12 protein-coding genes are annotated in these 17,156 nt (G+C 72.2%); 9 read left to right on the top strand and 3 right to left on the bottom strand.

What is annotated here, in order from left to right:
- Nucleotides 1-220 precede the first annotated feature (220 nt).
- From NI25_RS05440 to NI25_RS05425, 4 genes are all read left to right on the top strand, one after another.
- Complete coding sequence (locus tag NI25_RS05440) at nt 221-1,306, top strand: DUF1996 domain-containing protein (protein ID WP_061441355.1); 1,086 nt, start codon at nt 221-223, stop codon at nt 1,304-1,306.
- A 98-nt stretch (nt 1,307-1,404) separates the two neighbouring features.
- Nucleotides 1,405-3,174, top strand: coding sequence for a discoidin domain-containing protein (locus NI25_RS05435; RefSeq protein WP_061441354.1), 1,770 nt, complete (start codon nt 1,405-1,407; stop codon nt 3,172-3,174).
- A 30-nt stretch (nt 3,175-3,204) separates the two neighbouring features.
- The gene (locus NI25_RS05430; protein ID WP_061441353.1) at nt 3,205-5,790 is read left to right on the top strand and encodes a glycoside hydrolase family 3 C-terminal domain-containing protein; all 2,586 of its coding nucleotides are present in this window, start codon (nt 3,205-3,207) and stop codon (nt 5,788-5,790) included.
- A gap of 66 nt (nt 5,791-5,856) precedes the next feature.
- Nucleotides 5,857-6,897, top strand: coding sequence for a LacI family DNA-binding transcriptional regulator (locus NI25_RS05425; RefSeq protein ID WP_061441352.1), 1,041 nt, complete (start codon nt 5,857-5,859; stop codon nt 6,895-6,897).
- 16 nt (nt 6,898-6,913) lie between these two features.
- Here NI25_RS05425 and NI25_RS05420 read toward each other — a convergent pair whose 3' ends face one another.
- Together NI25_RS05420 and NI25_RS05415 are read right to left on the bottom strand one after the other, a co-directional pair.
- Entirely contained in the window at nt 6,914-7,579 is a 666-nt protein-coding gene (locus NI25_RS05420; protein WP_061441351.1) for a TetR/AcrR family transcriptional regulator, read from the bottom strand.
- Between the two features lie 185 nt (nt 7,580-7,764).
- Complete coding sequence (locus tag NI25_RS05415) at nt 7,765-9,081, bottom strand: ROK family transcriptional regulator (RefSeq protein ID WP_061441350.1); 1,317 nt, start codon at nt 9,079-9,081, stop codon at nt 7,765-7,767.
- A gap of 178 nt (nt 9,082-9,259) precedes the next feature.
- On the opposite strand from NI25_RS05415, the gene NI25_RS05410 reads away from it, so the two are divergent.
- The 5 genes from NI25_RS05410 (at nt 9,260) to NI25_RS05390 (ending at nt 15,924) form a co-directional block, all read left to right on the top strand.
- Entirely contained in the window at nt 9,260-10,576 is a 1,317-nt protein-coding gene (locus NI25_RS05410; RefSeq protein ID WP_061441349.1) for an ABC transporter substrate-binding protein, read from the top strand.
- 49 nt (nt 10,577-10,625) lie between these two features.
- On the top strand, nt 10,626-11,654 hold the full coding sequence (locus NI25_RS05405; protein WP_061441348.1) for a carbohydrate ABC transporter permease: 1,029 nt from the start codon (nt 10,626-10,628) through the stop codon (nt 11,652-11,654).
- Nucleotides 11,655-11,661: 7 nt separating this feature from the next.
- Nucleotides 11,662-12,501, top strand: coding sequence for a carbohydrate ABC transporter permease (locus tag NI25_RS05400; RefSeq protein ID WP_061441347.1), 840 nt, complete (start codon nt 11,662-11,664; stop codon nt 12,499-12,501).
- Between the two features lie 44 nt (nt 12,502-12,545).
- The gene (locus tag NI25_RS05395) at nt 12,546-13,904 is read left to right on the top strand and encodes a GH1 family beta-glucosidase (protein WP_061446758.1); all 1,359 of its coding nucleotides are present in this window, start codon (nt 12,546-12,548) and stop codon (nt 13,902-13,904) included.
- Nucleotides 13,905-14,034: 130 nt separating this feature from the next.
- On the top strand, nt 14,035-15,924 hold the full coding sequence (locus NI25_RS05390; RefSeq protein ID WP_061441346.1) for a discoidin domain-containing protein: 1,890 nt from the start codon (nt 14,035-14,037) through the stop codon (nt 15,922-15,924).
- Nucleotides 15,925-15,960: 36 nt separating this feature from the next.
- Here the strand turns inward: NI25_RS05390 and NI25_RS05385 are convergent, their stop codons facing one another.
- The gene (locus NI25_RS05385; RefSeq protein WP_061441345.1) at nt 15,961-16,779 is read right to left on the bottom strand and encodes an SAM-dependent methyltransferase; all 819 of its coding nucleotides are present in this window, start codon (nt 16,777-16,779) and stop codon (nt 15,961-15,963) included.
- Nucleotides 16,780-17,156: the final 377 nt, after the last annotated feature.

Genomic DNA, 17,156 nt, shown 5'->3' with positions numbered 1-17,156 from the left:
GGAGCGCTCTCTGGGAGTGCACTCTTCATCTGTCGGCACGGACACGTCAAGAGTTGCGACCGCTTCTTGTGCTCTGTGTTCAACAAGTAGGAGCACTGCGGAAGTTGCCGCCACCGCCGCCCAGCCCGTCGAATCCCTTGACACCCTCCCTTGCGCCCTCAACACTCCGAGTCGGGAGAGCGCTCTCCGAGATTTTCCCCGACCTTCTCAGGAGGTCTCCATGCCACGGAGATCGAAAGTTCTGTCCGGCACCCTCGTCGCGAGCGCGATACTGCTGACCTCGATCGGCATCGGCACGGTCGCCGCCAACGCGGACGCCCCGGCGCCGGCCCCGGCCGCCGCCCCGGCGGCGCCCGCCGGGCACACCATGGCGGTCTCGACGGCCGCCTCGCCCGAGGACCCGGACGGTGACGGCTACATCCCCGCGAACCCGCCGGTCACCGGCGTCACCCCGTCCACGAAGGAGCCGCCGCACCGCTACTTCCACGAGTTCCAGGCCAACTGCTCGGTCACCCACACGGCACCCGACGACCCGATCGTCTTCCCGCAGCAGCCCGGCACGTCGCACGACCACACGTTCATGGGCAACACGACGACCGACGCCAACAGCACCACGGCCTCGCTCGACGCCGGGTCCACCACCTGCCTGGCACCCGGCGACCGCTCGGCCTACTGGATGCCGACGATGTACGACGGCGACCGCCCCGTGCTCCCGGTCGGCCCGCAGACCATCTACTACAAGGCCGGCGTCACCGACTACACCAGTGTGCGGCCCTTCCCGAAGGGACTGCGCTACGTCGTCGCCGACCCGATGCAGAGCGCCCGGGAGTTCCGCGACCACCCCGGCTTCGTCGAGGGCTGGGAGTGCGGCGACAGCTTCTTCAACGTCGGCTTCCCGACCGACTGCCCGGAGCGGCCGGAGGTTCAGGTCAACATCCGTTTCCAGGCGCCCAGTTGCTGGGACGGCAAGAACCTGGACACACCTGACCACAAGAGCCACATGGCGTATCCGGTGGTCAACCCCGGGACCAACAACAACATCTGCCCGGCCGACCACCCCGTCGCCCTGCCGATGATCGAGTTCAAGATGGCGTTCCCGGTCAACGGCGACCTCTCCCGCGTACGACTGGCCAGCGGTGCGAGTTACTCGTTCCACTACGACTTCTTCAACGCCTGGGACGAGGCGACCCTCGACGCCATGGTCGGCCACTGCATCGTCGGCGGACTGCAGTGCGACGCGCGCGGTTACGACCAGACCCACCCGGAGGCGGGCGCCGCGCTGAACGACGACTACGAACTGCCCTGACCCGGCGCGCGCCCCCAACGACCGGCCCGGCCGTCCACGTCCGTCCCCGCGACGGCCGGGCCGCCCCCCCCCGTATCCCGCAGACCGGAGAGACCCCCATGAGCCGACCCCGCACCCCCACCCGCAGACTCTCCCCACCCCGCAGACTCACCGCCCCCCTCACCGCCGGCCTGCTCACCGTCGGCGCACTCACCGCCCTGCCCGCGACTCAGGCGCACGCCGCCGGCAGCGTCGTGCAGGTCACCGGAAACCAGGGCAACTGGCAACTGACCGTGGACGGCAGCCCGTACACCGTCAAGGGGCTGACCTGGGGCCCGTCCCCCGCCGACGCCGACCGGTACATGCCCGACCTGCGCTCCATGGGCGTCAACACCATCCGCACCTGGGGCACCGACGCGAGCAGCCGCCCGCTCCTCGACTCCGCCGCCGCCCACGGCGTCAAGGTCATCGCGGGCTTCTGGCTCCAGCCCGGCGGCGGCCCGGGCAGCGGCGGCTGCGTCGACTACCTGACCGACACCGCGTACAAGGACCGGATGCTCGCCGAGTTCCCGCGCTGGGTGCAGGAGTACAAGGACCACCCCGGCGTCCTGATGTGGAACGTCGGCAACGAGTCGGTGCTCGGCCTGCAGAACTGCTACGGCGGCGACGAGCTGGAGCGCCAGCGCGACGCCTACACGACCTTCGTCAACGACGTCACCAAGAAGATCCACGCCGTCGACCCGAACCACCCGGTCACCTCCACCGACGCCTGGGTCGGCGCCTGGCCCTACTACAAGAAGAACGCCCCCGACCTCGACCTGTACGCCGTCAACTCCTACGACGCCGTGTGCGACGTGCGCTCCGCGTGGGAACAGGGCGGCTACACCAAGCCGTACATCGTCACCGAGTCCGGACCGGCCGGCGAGTGGGAGGTGCCGGACGACGCCAACGGCGTACCGAAGGAACCCACCGACCAGGCCAAGGCGCAGGGTTACACGGACGCCTGGAACTGCGTCACCGGGCACCGGGGCGTCGCCCTGGGCGCGACCCTCTTCCACTACGGCACCGAGTACGACTTCGGCGGCATCTGGTTCAACCTGCTCCCGGCAGGGCAGAAACGCCTGTCGTACTACGCCGTGAAGCGGGCCTACGGCGGCGACACCTCGCGCGACAACACCCCGCCCGTCGTCTCCGGGTTCGGCGTCGAGGGCGACGCGGGCCGGGTGCAGGCCGGCAAGGCCCTGGTCCTGACCGTGCGCGCCTCCGACCCCGACGGCGACCCGATCGCGTACGAGGTGCTCTCCAACAGCAACTACATCGACCAGAGCAAGCAGCTGACCCCGATGCCCTTCACCGACCTCGGCGGCGGACGGCTCTCGGTGACCGCCCCCGACCGGCCCGGCGTCTGGAAGCTGTACGTCAAGGCCACCGACGGCAGGGGCAACGTCGGCGTCGAGACCCTCTCGGCGCGGGTCGTGCCGCCGGCCGTGGACGGCACCAACGTCGCCCTCGGCAGGCCGGCCACCGCCTCCTCCTTCCAGCCGGGCTACGGCGACTGCCCCTGCACCGCCGCCAACGCCGTCGACGGCAACCCGGACACACGCTGGGCCAGCGACTGGAGCGACCCGCAGTGGCTCCAGGTGGACCTGGGCACGCGCACCACGTTCCGGCACGTCCAGCTGTACTGGGAGGCGTCGTACGCCAAGGCCTACACCGTCCAGACCTCCGACGACGGCCGGACCTGGCGGACCGTGTCCACGGTGACCGACGGCAACGGCGGCGTCGACACCCTCGATGTGACCGGCACCGGCCGCTACGTACGCGTCAACGGCACCGCACGCGGCACGGGTTACGGCTACTCGCTGTACGAGTTCGGCGTCTACAGCTGACGTCGCGGAACGACACGGAGGGGAGCCCGGGTGGGGACGAGTGACGAAGAGATCGACCGGCTGCTCGGCACATTGACACCGCGCGCCCGCGCACTGCTGCTGACCGGCGCCACGACCTGGCGCACGAAGGCGGAACCCGCCGTGGGGCTGCGGGAGTTGGTGATGTCGGACGGCCCGGCGGGCGTACGGGGCGAGGCCTGGGACGAGCTGAGCACCTCCGTCCTGCTGCCCTCGGCCTCGGCACTCGCCGCCACCTGGGACGAGGGCCTCGTCGAACGCCTCGGCGGACTGCTCGCCGCCGAGGCCCGGCGCAAGGGGGTGGACGTCCTCCTGGCCCCGACCCTGAACCTGCACCGCAGTCCGCTGGGCGGCCGGCACTTCGAGTGCCTCTCCGAGGACCCCGAGCTGACCGGCCGCATCGGCGCCGCGCTGATCCGGGGTGTCCAGGCCCACGGCGTGGCCGCCACCGCCAAGCACTACGTGGCCAACGACTCCGAGACCGACCGCCTCACCGTCGACGTGCGGGTGGGCGAACGGGTGCTGCGGGAGGTCTACCTCGCGCCCTTCGAGGCGGCGGTGGCGGCCGGGGTGCGACTCGTCATGGCGGGGTACAATGCGGTCAACGGCACCACCATGACCGCGAGCGCCCTGCTCACCGACCCGCTGAAGAGCGAGTGGGGCTTCGACGGCGTCGTCGTCTCCGACTGGGGAGCCGTGCGCGGCACCGTGGACACGGCCCGCGCCGGTCTCGACCTCGCCATGCCGGGGCCCGAGGGCCCGTGGGGCGAGGCGCTGGCACGGGCGGCGGCCGACGGCGACGTGCCCGAGGCGACCGTCGACGACAAGGCACGGCGCTTGCTGCGCCTCGCGGCCTGGTCGGACGCGCTGGACGCACCCGACTCGCACCGGTTGCGGCCGACGGGGGAGTCGCCTGGCGGGGAGCGGCCGGCGGTCCGTGCGTCGTCGGACGCCCGTGGCGCGTTCGGGCCGGTGCCGACGGACGGCCCGGGTGGTGCGGAGCACCTGTCGGTCCCCGCGCCGTCGCCCACCCGTGACGACCCGGCCCGGGTCCGGGCCCTGGCCCGCCGGGCCGTCGCCGCCGGGGCGGTTCTGCTGGCCAACAGGGACGTGCTCCCCCTGGACCCGGAGCACCTCGCAACGGTCGCCGTGATCGGCGCGCACGCCGCGCGGACCCGCACCCAGGGCGGCGGCAGCGCGGGTGTCTTCCCGGGGGAAGAGGTGTCCGTCCTCGACGGCATCCGGGCCGGACTGCACGGCCGGGCACGCGTCGTCCACGTCCCGGGCCCCCGACCGGACGGCCCCGCACCTCCACTGGACCCGGACGACTGCACCGACCCGCGCTCCGGCCAGCCCGGTGTTCTGCTGCGGATGCTCGACGCCGACGGCCGCGAGCTGTACGCCGAACGGCGTCCGGGCGGACGGCTGCTCGAGCCCCGCCCGGTGCCGGGCGCGCACACCGTCGAGATCGGCGCCCGGCTGCGTCCCCGTACCGCCGGCCGCTGGACCCTGGGCGTGGCCGGCTTCGGCCGCATGAGCCTGACCCTGGACGGGCGCACCCTCCTGGAGGGCGACTTCCCGCCGCTCACCGACGATCCGGCGGTGGTGCACGTCAACCCGCCCGCCCAGTACGCCACCGCGGATCTCACGGTGGGCCGGGACGCCCTGCTGGTGGCCCGCCGCGAACTGGCGCCCGGCACCGGCCGGGCGACCGTCCTCGTCGCGGCCCCGCCGGCTCCGGACGTCGCCGCGTCGCTCTCCGAGGCGGCCCGCGCGGCAGCCGAGGCGGACGCGGCGATCGTGGTCGTCGGCACCACCGAGCACGGGGAGTCGGAGGGCCACGACCGCACGGACCTGGCGCTCGGCGCCACCCAGGACGCGCTGGTCCGCGCCGTCACGGCCGCCAACCGGCGCACCGTCGCCGTCGTCAACAGCGGCGGCCCGGTGGAACTGCCCTGGCGGGAGCAGGCGGGCGCGGTCCTGCTGGCCTGGTTCCCCGGCCAGGAGGGCGGCGCCGGACTCGCCGACGTGATCTTCGGGCGCGCCGAGCCCGGCGGACGGCTGCCCACCACCTGGCCGGCCGCGCTCACCGACGCCCCGGTCACCCGCACCCGCCCGGACGGCGCGGGCCGCCTCGACTACGACGAGGGCCTGCACGTCGGCCACCGGGGCTGGCTGCGCCACCACCGCACGCCCGCCTACTGGTTCGGCCACGGACTCGGCTACACCACCTGGTCCTACGACGAGCTGACCGTCCCGGAGGAGGCCCGGGCGGGCGAGGACCTCACCGTGCGCGTACAGGTGCGCAACACCGGTGTGCGGGAGGGCCGGGAGGTCGTGCAGGTGTACCTCGCGCGGCCCGCGTCGGCGCTCGACCGTCCCGTACGGTGGCTCGCCGGGTACGCGGCGGTGCGGGCGCGCCCGGGGGAGACGGCGACGGCGGCGGTGCGGGTCCCGGCGCGGGCGCTGTGCCACTGGTCGGTGGCGGAGCACGCCTGGCGCACGGAGACGGGGGCCTGGAGAGTGCTGGCCGGCAGATCGGCGGGGGACGTGCCGCTGGCCGCGGACCTGGAGGTCGTACCCGCGCCCGGCGCGTGAGGCGGGGCAGCACACGGCAGGAGAGCGCTCTACCACGCGCCGGACCCCGCCGGTTAGGGTGCGGGCATGAGCAGACAGGCCCCGACCCTCGAGGACGTGGCCCGGGAGGCTGGCGTCTCCCGGGCCACCGTCTCCCGGGTGGTCAACGGCGTCCGCAACGTCGACCCGGCCATCCAGGACCTGGTCCGCCGGGCCATCGAACGCACCGGGTACGCACCCAACCAGGCCGCCAGGCAACTGGTCACCCGGCGCACCACGACCGTCGCCCTGGTCGTCTCGGGCGCGGGCGACGCCTCGGACACGGAGCAGAACGCGTTCGCCACACGGGTGTTCGCCGACCCGTTCTTCGGCCGCGTCGTCGGCGGCGTGGTCGGTCACCTCAGGCCGCGCAGGATGCACCCGGTGCTCATGTTCGCCGAGACCCCCGAGGCCCGGCGGGAGGTCGTGGCCTACCTCCGGCAGGGCGGCGCGGACGGTGCCCTGGTGGTGTCCACCCACCCCGACGACCCGCTGCCCGCGCTGCTCGCCGGCGCCGGGATGCCGGCGGTGCTGTTCGCCCGTCCAGGCCGCCCGGTGCCGCTCAGCTACGTCGACCTCGCCCACCGCGACGGCGGCCGGCTCGCCGCCGAGCACCTGCTGGAACGGGGGTGCCGCCGGCCGGCCACCGTCACCGGGCCGCTGGCGGTCGCCGCCAGCCAGGAGCGCCTGGCCGGGTTCCGGGACACCCTGGCCCGGCACGGGCACCCCCACGTACCGGTGGCCGAGGGCGGCTTCACGGTGGACAGCGGCATGGCCGCGATGGCCTCACTGCTCGCCGAACACCCCGACACCGACGGCGTGTTCACCGCCAACGACCTGATGGCCCAGGGCGCCGTCCAGGTGCTGCGCGACCACGGACGCCGGGTGCCGCAGGACGTCGCGGTCGTCGGCTTCGACGACTCCAGCGTGGCCGTCACCTGCCGGCCCCGGCTGACCACGGTCCGCCAGCCCGTCGAGGAGATGGCGGCCACGATGGCACGCCTCCTCGACGACCACATCAAGGGCGCGCGCACCGAACCGACGTCGGTGATCTTCGACCCGGAACTGGTGGTCCGGGACTCGGCGTAGCGGTCCGGGGCTCGCCTCAGGACCGCGGCCGGGGGCTCGCGGCCTCGATGTGGGCGAGGTGGGCCGCGAGGATCTCCTCGAAGGCGGCGCGGCGGTCCGCACCCAGGGGGCGGATCTCGCGGGCGAAGTGGGCCAGGGTGGGGAATCGGTCCGGATCGGCGCCCAGGACCGCGACCCGGAACTGCTCCATGCCCTGCTCGTTCTCCTCGGCGCCGACGGCACCGAACCCGCCCTCGGCGGTGATCAGCGAGGCGATCAGAACGACGAGCCGGTGGTAGCGCGCGGGAATCTCCTCGTCGGGCAGGCCCGAGGCGCGCAGCGCCCGCAGCACCTCCTCCATCACCAGCCGGGAACCGGCACCGCCCGAGCCGTGCCGCCCCCACACGGCGGCGAGCTGGGGCTGCTGCCCGAAGGCCGCGCGCAGCCGCAGGGCCACGGCGGTGAGGCGCTGCTTCCAGTCACCCTCGGGCCGGTAGCCGTCCATGGCGGACAGCAGGATCCGGTCGGCGACCGCGCGCAGCAGCTCGGTCTTGTTGCGGAAGTGCCGGTAGAGACTGGAGGAGTCGGTTCCCAGCGCCGCCGCGAGCTTGCGCACGCTGAACGTCTCGGCGTCGCCCGTCAGCAGCAGTTCCGCCGCCGCGTCCAGGATCTGCTCGGTAGACCAACGCCTTCGGCCCGCCATCTCGTCGTTCTCCCTCTCGCTCCCGGCCGCCCCGCCCCGCCGGCCTTTTCCGCTCGGGGCTTGCCCGGCCGGGCCCCATCCTCGCACCCGTCACCGCACGCACCGCGCACACGCCGTCATGCTCCATCCCGATGGCCCGATGGCCCGATGGCCCGATGGCCCGATGGCCGTCCGCCTTCTCCCGGTCACCCTCCGCCCCGTTGCCCCGCCAGCCGTCCCCCGAGCGCCGCCCGCCAGGCCGGGACCGGCGCGGGCGAGTCCACCTGCACCCGCCGGCCGCCGCGGGCGAAGAACGCCGCCAGGGGCAGGATCGCGGCGCCCACCGTCACCGCGTCGGGACCGAGACGACCCAGCGCGATGCCCACCCGTCCGGCGGGGTGCCGCAGGGCGTGGGCCAGGGTGTGGTCCCGCACGGACTCCAGGAAGGCCGGGCCGAGCTGGAGCCCGGCCCACCCGCCCACCAGGATCCGCTCGGGCTGGAAGAGGTTGACGAGGTCGGCCAGCCCCGCGCCCAGGTACTCGGCGGTCTCCGCGAGAACCTCCGCCGCCACCGGATCGGCCTCGCCCCCGTCGCCGGGCCGGGCGGCGGACAGCAGCGCGGTGAGCGCCGCCTCCTCGTCGGCGCCGGGCGGCGGCTGACCCCCCGCCTCCCGCCACCGCGCCAGCAGCGCCTCCGCACCGGCGTACGCCTCCAGGCACCCCCGCGCCCCGCACCGGCACCGGCGCCCCCGCACCCGCACGGTCAGATGGCCCCACTCCACCGCCCGCCCCTGCTCCACGTCGTCGGTGACGACGCACGCGCCGACGCCGGAGCCGAAGAGCACGACCACGGCGTTGCGGGCGCCGCGTCCGCCGCCGAACCACATCTCGGCCTGCCCCAGTGTCCGGGCACCGTTCTCGATGAACAGCGGCGCGTGCGCGGGCAGCCGGCCCGAGTCGCGCAGCAGAGCCTCCAGCGGTACCGCGTCCCATCCGACGGTCTGCCCGTGCACCACGGTTCCCGCGGCGGTGCGCTCGACGATGCCGGGCACACCGATGCCGACGCCCAGCAGCTCACCGGGGTCCCGTGCACAGCCGTCCGCGCCGAGCACCTCCGCGACGCCGTCGAGGATGTGCCCGGCGACCGACTCGACGTCGTACGAACGGGATCCGTGCCCGGGAAGTACGCGCTCCGTCCTGGCCAGTTCGGACATCGACAGGTCGAACAGCTCGACCCGTACGCGGGTCTCGCCCACGTCCACGCCGACGAGGCGCCCCCGGCCGGCCGCGACGCGGACGAGGGTGCGCGGTCGGCCGCCGTCCGTGCCGAGGCTGCCCGCCTCCTCCACCAGCCCGTCGGCCATCAGCTCGGCGACCACGTTGCTGACGGATCCCGAACTCAGGCCCGCCGCCGAGCCCAGCGCGAGCCGGCTCATCGGCCCGTCGAAATACAACCGTTGCAGAACGGCGCTGCGGCTCTCCCGTCGCAGGTCACGGACCGTGCGCTTGCCCTGCATGGCCATCGGGCCCCTCCTTTTCCCGCCGCCGCGCGCCGCTCGAACGTGCGCGAGCCCTTGACGAGTCGTTCTCTCGGAGATTAACTCACGCCCTAAATTAAGCCATGAGGGGCTTCGGGAGGGAAACAACCGAGGCCGCCGTCGGGGAACGTCCCGACCGACTCCCGGAAGGAACCCAGGAGCCATGCGCAGCATCCGAGCCGCGGCCGTAGGCGCCGTCACCCTGTCTCTCGCACTCGCCGCCACGGCCTGCGGAGGAGGCTCCTCCTCGGGCGGCGGATCCAACGACTCGCCGAAGGAACTCACCTACTGGGCCTCCAACCAGGGCGCCAGCGTCGAGGTCGACAAGAAGGTCCTCCAGCCCGAACTGGACAAGTTCGAGAAGGAGACCGGCATCAAGGTGAAGCTGGAGGTCGTGCCCTGGTCCGACCTGCTGAACCGGATCCTCACCGCCACCACCTCGGGACAGGGCCCCGACGTCCTGAACATCGGCAACACCTGGAGCGCCTCCCTCCAGGCAACCGGCGCCCTGCTGCCGTGGGACGCGAAGAACTTCGAGAAGATCGGCGGCAAGGACCGCTTCGTCGACTCGGCGCTGGGCTCGACCGGCGTCGAGGGCCAGGACCCGGCCGCGGTCCCGCTGTACTCGATGGCGTACGCCCTCTACTACAACAAGCAGATGTTCGCCGACGCCGGCATCACCAAGCCCCCGGCCACCTGGGACGAGCTGGTGGAGGTGGGCAAGAAGATGTCCAAGGACGGCAAGTGGGGCCTGGGCGCCGAGGGGTCCAACCTGTCCAACAACATCCACCAGGTCTTCGTCCTCGCCAAGCAGCACGGCGCCGACTTCTTCACCGCCGACGGCAAGCCCGACTTCACCTCCGACGGCGCGGTCGCCGCGGTCAAGCAGTACGTCGACCTGATGGCGAAGGACAAGGTCATCGCGCCCGGCAACGCCGAGTACGCGCAGAACCAGTCCCTCAGCGACTTCGCCAAGGGCAAGACCGCGATGGTGCTCTGGCAGACCGCCTCCGCCACCTTCAAGACCATGGGCATGAAGGACGACGAGTGGGGCGTCGCCCCCGCCCCCGTCCCGTCCGGCACCCCCGGCACGGGCAAGGCCACCAACTCCATGGTCGCCGGCATCAACATGGCCGTCTTCAAGAACAGCGACAACCTCGACGGCGCCACGAAGTTCGTGAAGTTCATGACCAGCGACGCCGAGCAGAAGCTCCTCAACAAGGCCTACGGCTCCATCCCGCCGGTCAAGGCCGCCCAGTCCGACCCCGCGTTCAACACCCAGGCCACCGCGGTCCTGCGCGAGACCCTCGCCACCAGCGCGGCCGCCCTGCCCCAGGTGCCCGACGAGTCGCAGTTCGAGACCGCGGTCGGCACCGCCGTCAAGGAACTGTTCGCCGACGCCGCGAACGGACGCGAGGTGACCACCGAGTCCGTCAAGGAGAAGCTCGCCAAGGCACAGCAGCAGATGCCGAACAAGTGAGCATCCCGACCCGGAACCCAGCCCCACCGACACGGACACGGACCTCGCCATGACCACCACGACCGCCTCGGCGCAGCCCGGCGAGCGGACGGTCGGCAAGAGCTCCCCCGGGACGGCGCGCGGACCCCGCCGCCGCCCCGGGCGGATCCGCCGCATCGGCCTGCCCTACCTGCTGCTCCTGCCGGCCCTGCTCCTCGAACTCCTCGTCCACCTGGTGCCGATGGTCATCGGCATCGTGATGAGCTTCAAGGAGCTCACCCAGTTCTACATCCGCGACTGGACCACCGCCCCGTGGACCGGCCTCGACAACTTCACCATGTCGGTGGACTTCGACGCCCCCGTCGGCGAGGCGCTGCTCCACTCCTTCCTGGTCACCTGCGCCTTCACGATCCTCTCCGTCGGCCTGTGCTGGCTGATCGGCACCGCCGCCGCGATCTGCATGCAGGACGCCTTCCGCGGCCGGGGCCTGCTCCGCGCGATCTTCCTGGTGCCGTACGCACTGCCGGTCTACGCGGCCGTCATCACCTGGGCGTTCATGTTCCAGCACGACAACGGCCTGGTGAACCACGTCCTGCACGACCAGCTCGGCCTCACCGACAAGCCCTCCTTCTGGCTGATCGGCGACAACAGCTTCGTCGCGCTGCTCGTCGTCTCGGTGTGGAAGGGCTGGCCGTTCGCCTTCCTCATCGTCATGGCGGGCCTGCAGAACATCCCCAGGGAGCTGTACGAGGCCGCCGCGCTCGACGGCGCCGGTGTCTGGCAGCAGATCCGCCGCATCACCCTGCCGTCGCTGCGTCCCGTCAACCAGGTCCTCGTCCTGGTGCTGTTCCTGTGGACGTTCAACGACTTCAACACGCCGTTCGTCCTGTTCGGCAAGGCGGCGCCGGAGGCCGCCGACCTGATCTCCATCCACATCTACCAGTCGTCGTTCGTCACCTGGAACTTCGGCACCGGCTCCGCCATGTCGGTCCTGCTGCTGCTCTTCCTGCTGCTGGTGACGGGCGTGTACCTGTTCCTGACCTCCAGGACCGCGCGGTCCTCCCGCAACTCCCAGGAGAGGAAGACGGCCGATGTCTAGGTCCCCGATGGCGGCGCCGCGCTCCTTCACATGGACCCGCCGCGTCTTCCTCACCCTGCTCACCGGCTTCGTCCTGCTGCCGGTGTACGTCATGGTCTCCAGCTCGCTCAAGCCGCTCGAGGACGTGTCCAGCCAGTTCCACTGGCTGCCGAGCGGCCTGACCGTCCGCCCGTACATCGACATCTGGTCGACGGTCCCGCTGGCGAAGTACTTCATGAACTCGCTGATCGTGGCCGGCGCGGCGACCGTCTGCTCCGTCGTCATCGCCGTGTTCGCCGCCTACGCCGTCAGCCGCTACGAGTTCCGCGGCAAGCGCGTCTTCTCGGTGACCGTCCTGTCCACCCAGATGTTCCCGGGCATCCTCTTCCTGCTGCCCCTGTTCCTCATCTACGTCAACATCGGCAACGCCACCGGCATCGCCCTGTTCGGCTCCCGCGGCGGTCTCATCCTCACCTACCTGACCTTCTCCCTGCCCTTCTCCATCTGGATGCTGATCGGGTACTTCGACTCGGTCCCCCGCGACCTGGACGAGGCGGCCCTCGTGGACGGCTGCGGGCCGCTGCGCGCCCTGTTCAAGGTCGTGGTGCCCGCCGCGATCCCCGGCATCGTCGCGGTCGCCGTCTACGCCTTCATGACCGCCTGGGGCGAAGTCCTGTTCGCCTCCGTCATGACCAACGACGCCACCCGCACCCTCGCCGTCGGCCTCCAGGGCTACTCCACGCAGAACGACGTGTACTGGAACCAGATCATGGCCGCCTCGCTGGTCGTGAGCGTGCCCGTGGTCGCGGGCTTCCTGCTCCTCCAGCGCTACCTGGTGGCGGGCCTGACGGCCGGAGCCGTCAAGTGACCGGCACGCCCCAGCACTCCCACCCCCGACCCGAAAGGACCTTCGTGACCATCGACTTCGCCGCACTCCCGGACGACTTCCTGTGGGGCACGGCCACATCGGCGTACCAGATCGAGGGAGCCGTGGCGGAGGACGGACGTGCGCCGTCGATCTGGGACACCTTCTCGCACACCCCCGGAAAGATCGACAACAACGACCACGGCGACGTCGCCTGCGACCACTACCACCGCACGCACGAGGACATCGAGCTGATGCGGCGCCTGGGCACCAACGCCTACCGCCTCTCCGTCGCCTGGCCGCGCGTCGTGCCGGGCGGCGACGGCCCGGTCAACGCCAAGGGCCTGGCCTTCTACGACCGCCTCGTCGACGACCTGCTGGCCGCCGGCATCACCCCGTCCGTCACCCTCTACCACTGGGACCTGCCCCAGACGCTCCAGGACCGGGGCGGCTGGCCGGAGCGCGCCACCGCCGAGCACTTCGCGTCCTACGCCTCCGTGGTCGCCGAACGCCTCGGTGACCGCGTCGGCCACTGGGCCACGCTCAACGAGCCGCTGTGCTCGGCCTGGATCGGTCACCTGGAGGGCAAGATGGCCCCCGGCTGGACCGACCTGACCGCGGCGGTCCGCGCCTCCTACCACCTGCTCCTCGGCCACGGACTGGCGATGGAGGCCATCCGGGCGGCGGCCCCGGACGCCCAGGTGGGCATCGTCAACAACCTCTCCACCATCCACGCGGCCACCGACCGCGCCGAGGACCTGGCCGCCGCCCGCCGCATGGACGGCCACACCAACCGCTGGTGGCTGGACCCCGTCCACGGACGCGGCTTCCCCGAGGACATGCGCGAGGTCTACGGCGTCGAACTCCCCGAGCACCCCGGCGACATGGAACTCATCGGAGCCCCGCTCGACTGGCTGGGCCTGAACTACTACTTCCCCCAGACCGTCGCCGACGATCCCACCGGACCCGCCCCGCACGTGCGCACCGTCCGCCGCGTCGGCGTACCGCGCACCGGCATGGACTGGGAGATCGACGCCGGGGGCATCGAGGACCTGCTGCTGCGCCTGACCGAGGAGTACGGGGCGCGCAAGCTGTACGTCACCGAGAACGGCTCCGCCTTCCCCGACGTGATCCGCCCCGACGGCACCATCGACGACCCCGAGCGCCAGGAGTACCTGACGGCCCACCTCGCGGCCTGCGCCTCCGCCGCCCGCAGGGGAGCCCCGCTGGCCGGCTACTTCGCCTGGTCGCTGCTGGACAACTTCGAGTGGGCGTACGGCTACGACAAGCGCTTCGGCCTGGTCCACGTCGACTACGCCACCCAGGTCCGCACCATCAAGGGCAGCGGACACCATTACGCGGACCTCATCGGCCGGGCACGGGGGAGGGAGCGCAAGGCCGCCTGAGAGCCGCCTACGGATCCCGTGGTGGGTGCGGATGCGGGAGTCCGCGCCCACCACGGTGCACGGTTCACGCGCACGAACGGTTCTGTCAGGTTCACGACATCACCGCATCGTCCCAAGGAGAAGAAGCCGCATGCCGTCCCGTACCCCCCGCACTCTCCTCACCGCCCTGACCGCCCTCGCCCTGCTGGCCGCGGTCCCGTCCCTCACCGCCGCCACCCCGGCCGCCGCCGCACCGCCGGCCTCCGCCGCGGCGGCCTGGGACACCGACCGCGCGGCCTCCGCCTACGCCGCCGACCCGGCCGCGGTCACCGCCTCGGCGAGCGAGAACCCCGGCACCGCGCCCGGCCTCGCCTTCGACGGCGACGGCGGCACCCGCTGGTCCAGCGACTTCACCGACGACGCCTGGATCCGCGTCGACCTCGGCACGACGATCCGCGTCGACCGGGTGACGCTGGACTGGGAGGCGGCCTACGGCAAGAGATACGTCCTGGAGGCGTCCGCCAACGGCACCGACTGGACGCCCTTCTACACGGAGACCGCCGGCACCGGCGGATCGGTCACCGTGCACACCTACCCCCAGGAGGTGCGGGCTCGCTACGTCCGCATGCGCGGCATCGAACGCGCCACCCCCTACGGCTACTCCCTCTACTCCTTCAAGGTCTACGGAGGCGAACCCGCCCCCGCGTCCACCACCCGCACCAACCTCGCCCTGAACCATCCGGCGTACTCGAACGTCTACCAGCACGCGGGCACCTCACCGGCGTTCGTCACCGACGGCGGCCGCCCCGCCGACCGCAAGGGCGACGCCACCCGCTGGTCCAGCGACTGGAACGCCGACCGCTGGGTCTCCGTCGACCTCGGCGCCACCTCCACGATCGACACCGTCGACCTGTACTGGGAGGCGGCCTACGCCGTCGACTACGAACTCCAGGTCTCCGACGACAACCGCACCTGGCGCACGGTGTACCGGCCCTCCGCCGACCAGGTCGCCGCCCGCCGTGCCGACGTCAAGCCCCCGGGTGAGGCCACCGGCCGCCACGACAACGTCCGCCTTCCCCAGCCCGTGACCGGCCGCTACGTCCGCATGCTCGGCAAGGAACGCCGCTCCTTCTACAACCCGGCCCCGGCCACCGCCCAGTTCGGCTACTCCCTCTACGAGTTCGAGGTCTGGGGCACCGGAGGCAGCGCGGCCGCCGCCTACCCGGCACTGCCCGGCGAACAGTCCGGCACCTACCGGACCACGTTCTTCGACGACTTCACCGCGCAGTCGCTGGACCGCGGCAAGTGGCGCGTCGTCCGCACCGGCACCGAGATGGGCTCCGTCAACGGCGAGGCGCAGGCCTACGTCGACTCGGCCGACAACATCCGCCTGGAGAACGGCGCCCTGATCCTGCGCGCCGAGCACTGCAAGGGCTGCACCAAGGCAGGTGGCGGCACCTACGACTTCACGTCCGGCCGCATCGACACCAACACCAAGTTCGACTTCACCTACGGCCGGGTCAGCGCCCGTATGAAACTCCCCGTCGGCGACGGCTTCTGGCCCGCCTTCTGGCTGCTCGGCAGCAACGTCGACGACCCGTCCGTGTCCTGGCCGGCCTCCGGCGAGACCGACATCATGGAGAACATCGGCTACGGCGACTGGACCAGCAGCGCCCTGCACGGCCCCGGCTACTCGGCCGACGGCAACGTCGGCGCCCGCCAGGTGTACCCGGGCGGCGGCCGCGCCGACCAGTGGCACACCTACGCGGTGGAGTGGACGCCGACCGGCATGAAGTTCTCCGTCGACGACCGCGTCGTCCAGGAGACGACCCGCAACAAACTGGAGTCGACGCGCGGCGCCTGGGTCTTCGACCACGACCAGTACGTCATCCTGAACCTCGCCCTCGGCGGCGCCTACCCGGCCGGCTGGAACCAGGCCACCAGCCCGTACTGGGGGCTGCCGCAGTCCAGCGTGGACCGCATCGCGGCCGGGGGAGTGCAGGCCGAGGTGGACTGGGTGCGGGTGGAACAGAAGGGGTAGCCGGCCCACCGGGCGGGGCTGGACCGCCGCCGTGCGTCAGGCGCCCTTCCGCGCCACTCCGCCGTAGATGCCGATCGGCGGGGCGTCGGGGCGCCGTGCCTCCTCCGGGCGCCAGTCGGTGACCCGGACCAGTCCCGGCTCCACCAGCGCGAAGTCCCCGAAGAAGTCGAGGACCTGCGCGTGCGAACGCAGGTTGAGGGACGCGGTGGCCTTGTCGTAGACGGCCGCCGCGTCCTGACGCCGGTCCTCGTGGACGTCGCCCGTCGCGTGCGACAGAACGAGGTAGGAACCGGCGGGCAGTGCGTCGCGCAGGGTGGCGACGACGCCCGCCGGGTCCTGCGCGTCGGCCACGAAATGCACGACGGCGACCAGCAGCAGTGCCACCGGCCGGTCGAAGTCGATGACCGAGCGCACCTCGGGATGGTCGAGGATCGCACGGGGGTCCCGAAGGTCGGCCAGGACGACCGCGGTGTCAGGATCGTCCGCAAGGGCCCTGGAGTGGGTGGCGACGATGGGATCGTTGTCGACGTACGCGACCCGGGTCCCCGGCGCGGCGGACCGCGCGATCTGGTGCACGTTGGGTTCGGTGGGCAGGCCGGTGCCCACGTCGAGAATCTGGCGGACGCCGCCCTCGGCCACCACGTGCCGCACCGCCCGGTGCATGAAGTGCCGGTTGGCGAGAACACCCTCACGCACCTCGGGCGCCGCCTTCATGAACTGCTCGGCGGCCCTCTGATCGACCTCGTAGTTGTCCTTCCCGCCGAGGAAGTAGTCGTACATCCGCGCGGGATGGGGCCTGCTCGTGTCGATCCGGTCGGGGTGGGCGGCGCTCTCGCCACTGCTCAGGGAGGTCATACGGCCTGACTCCGTCCTCAACTCGTGGGCCACCCAAGGCACCAGGGCGACGAGCACCCGGGTGAGCGGCGGTCGGAACATCATCTTGGCACGGGGGCGGGTGTCGGCGGGCCCCGGCCGTGCCGCAGCCCGCCCCGCGCATTCACACCTGCGCCGGTACGGCCTCCCACGCCGCCGCGCCCCTGCCGGGTGACGGTCAGTCAGCACGGTTCCACGGATGGACACCGCGCCCGGGCCGGCTCGCCCCGCCCGCGGAGCCCGTCCGCCCCGCAGCGAGGTCGAACCCTTCTTCGCGGGACTCGAACTCGTCGCGCCCGGCCCGGTGTCCGCGACGCACTGGTGCCGGGGGAACCGGCGCCGGTGCAGGAACGCGGCGG

The organism is Streptomyces sp. CCM_MD2014, from assembly GCF_000772045.1.
GTDB classification, from domain to species: Bacteria; Actinomycetota; Actinomycetes; order Streptomycetales; family Streptomycetaceae; genus Streptomyces; species Streptomyces salinarius.
The sequence above is the reverse complement of the archived record's forward strand: the minus strand, read 5'-3'. Positions and strand labels throughout refer to the sequence as shown.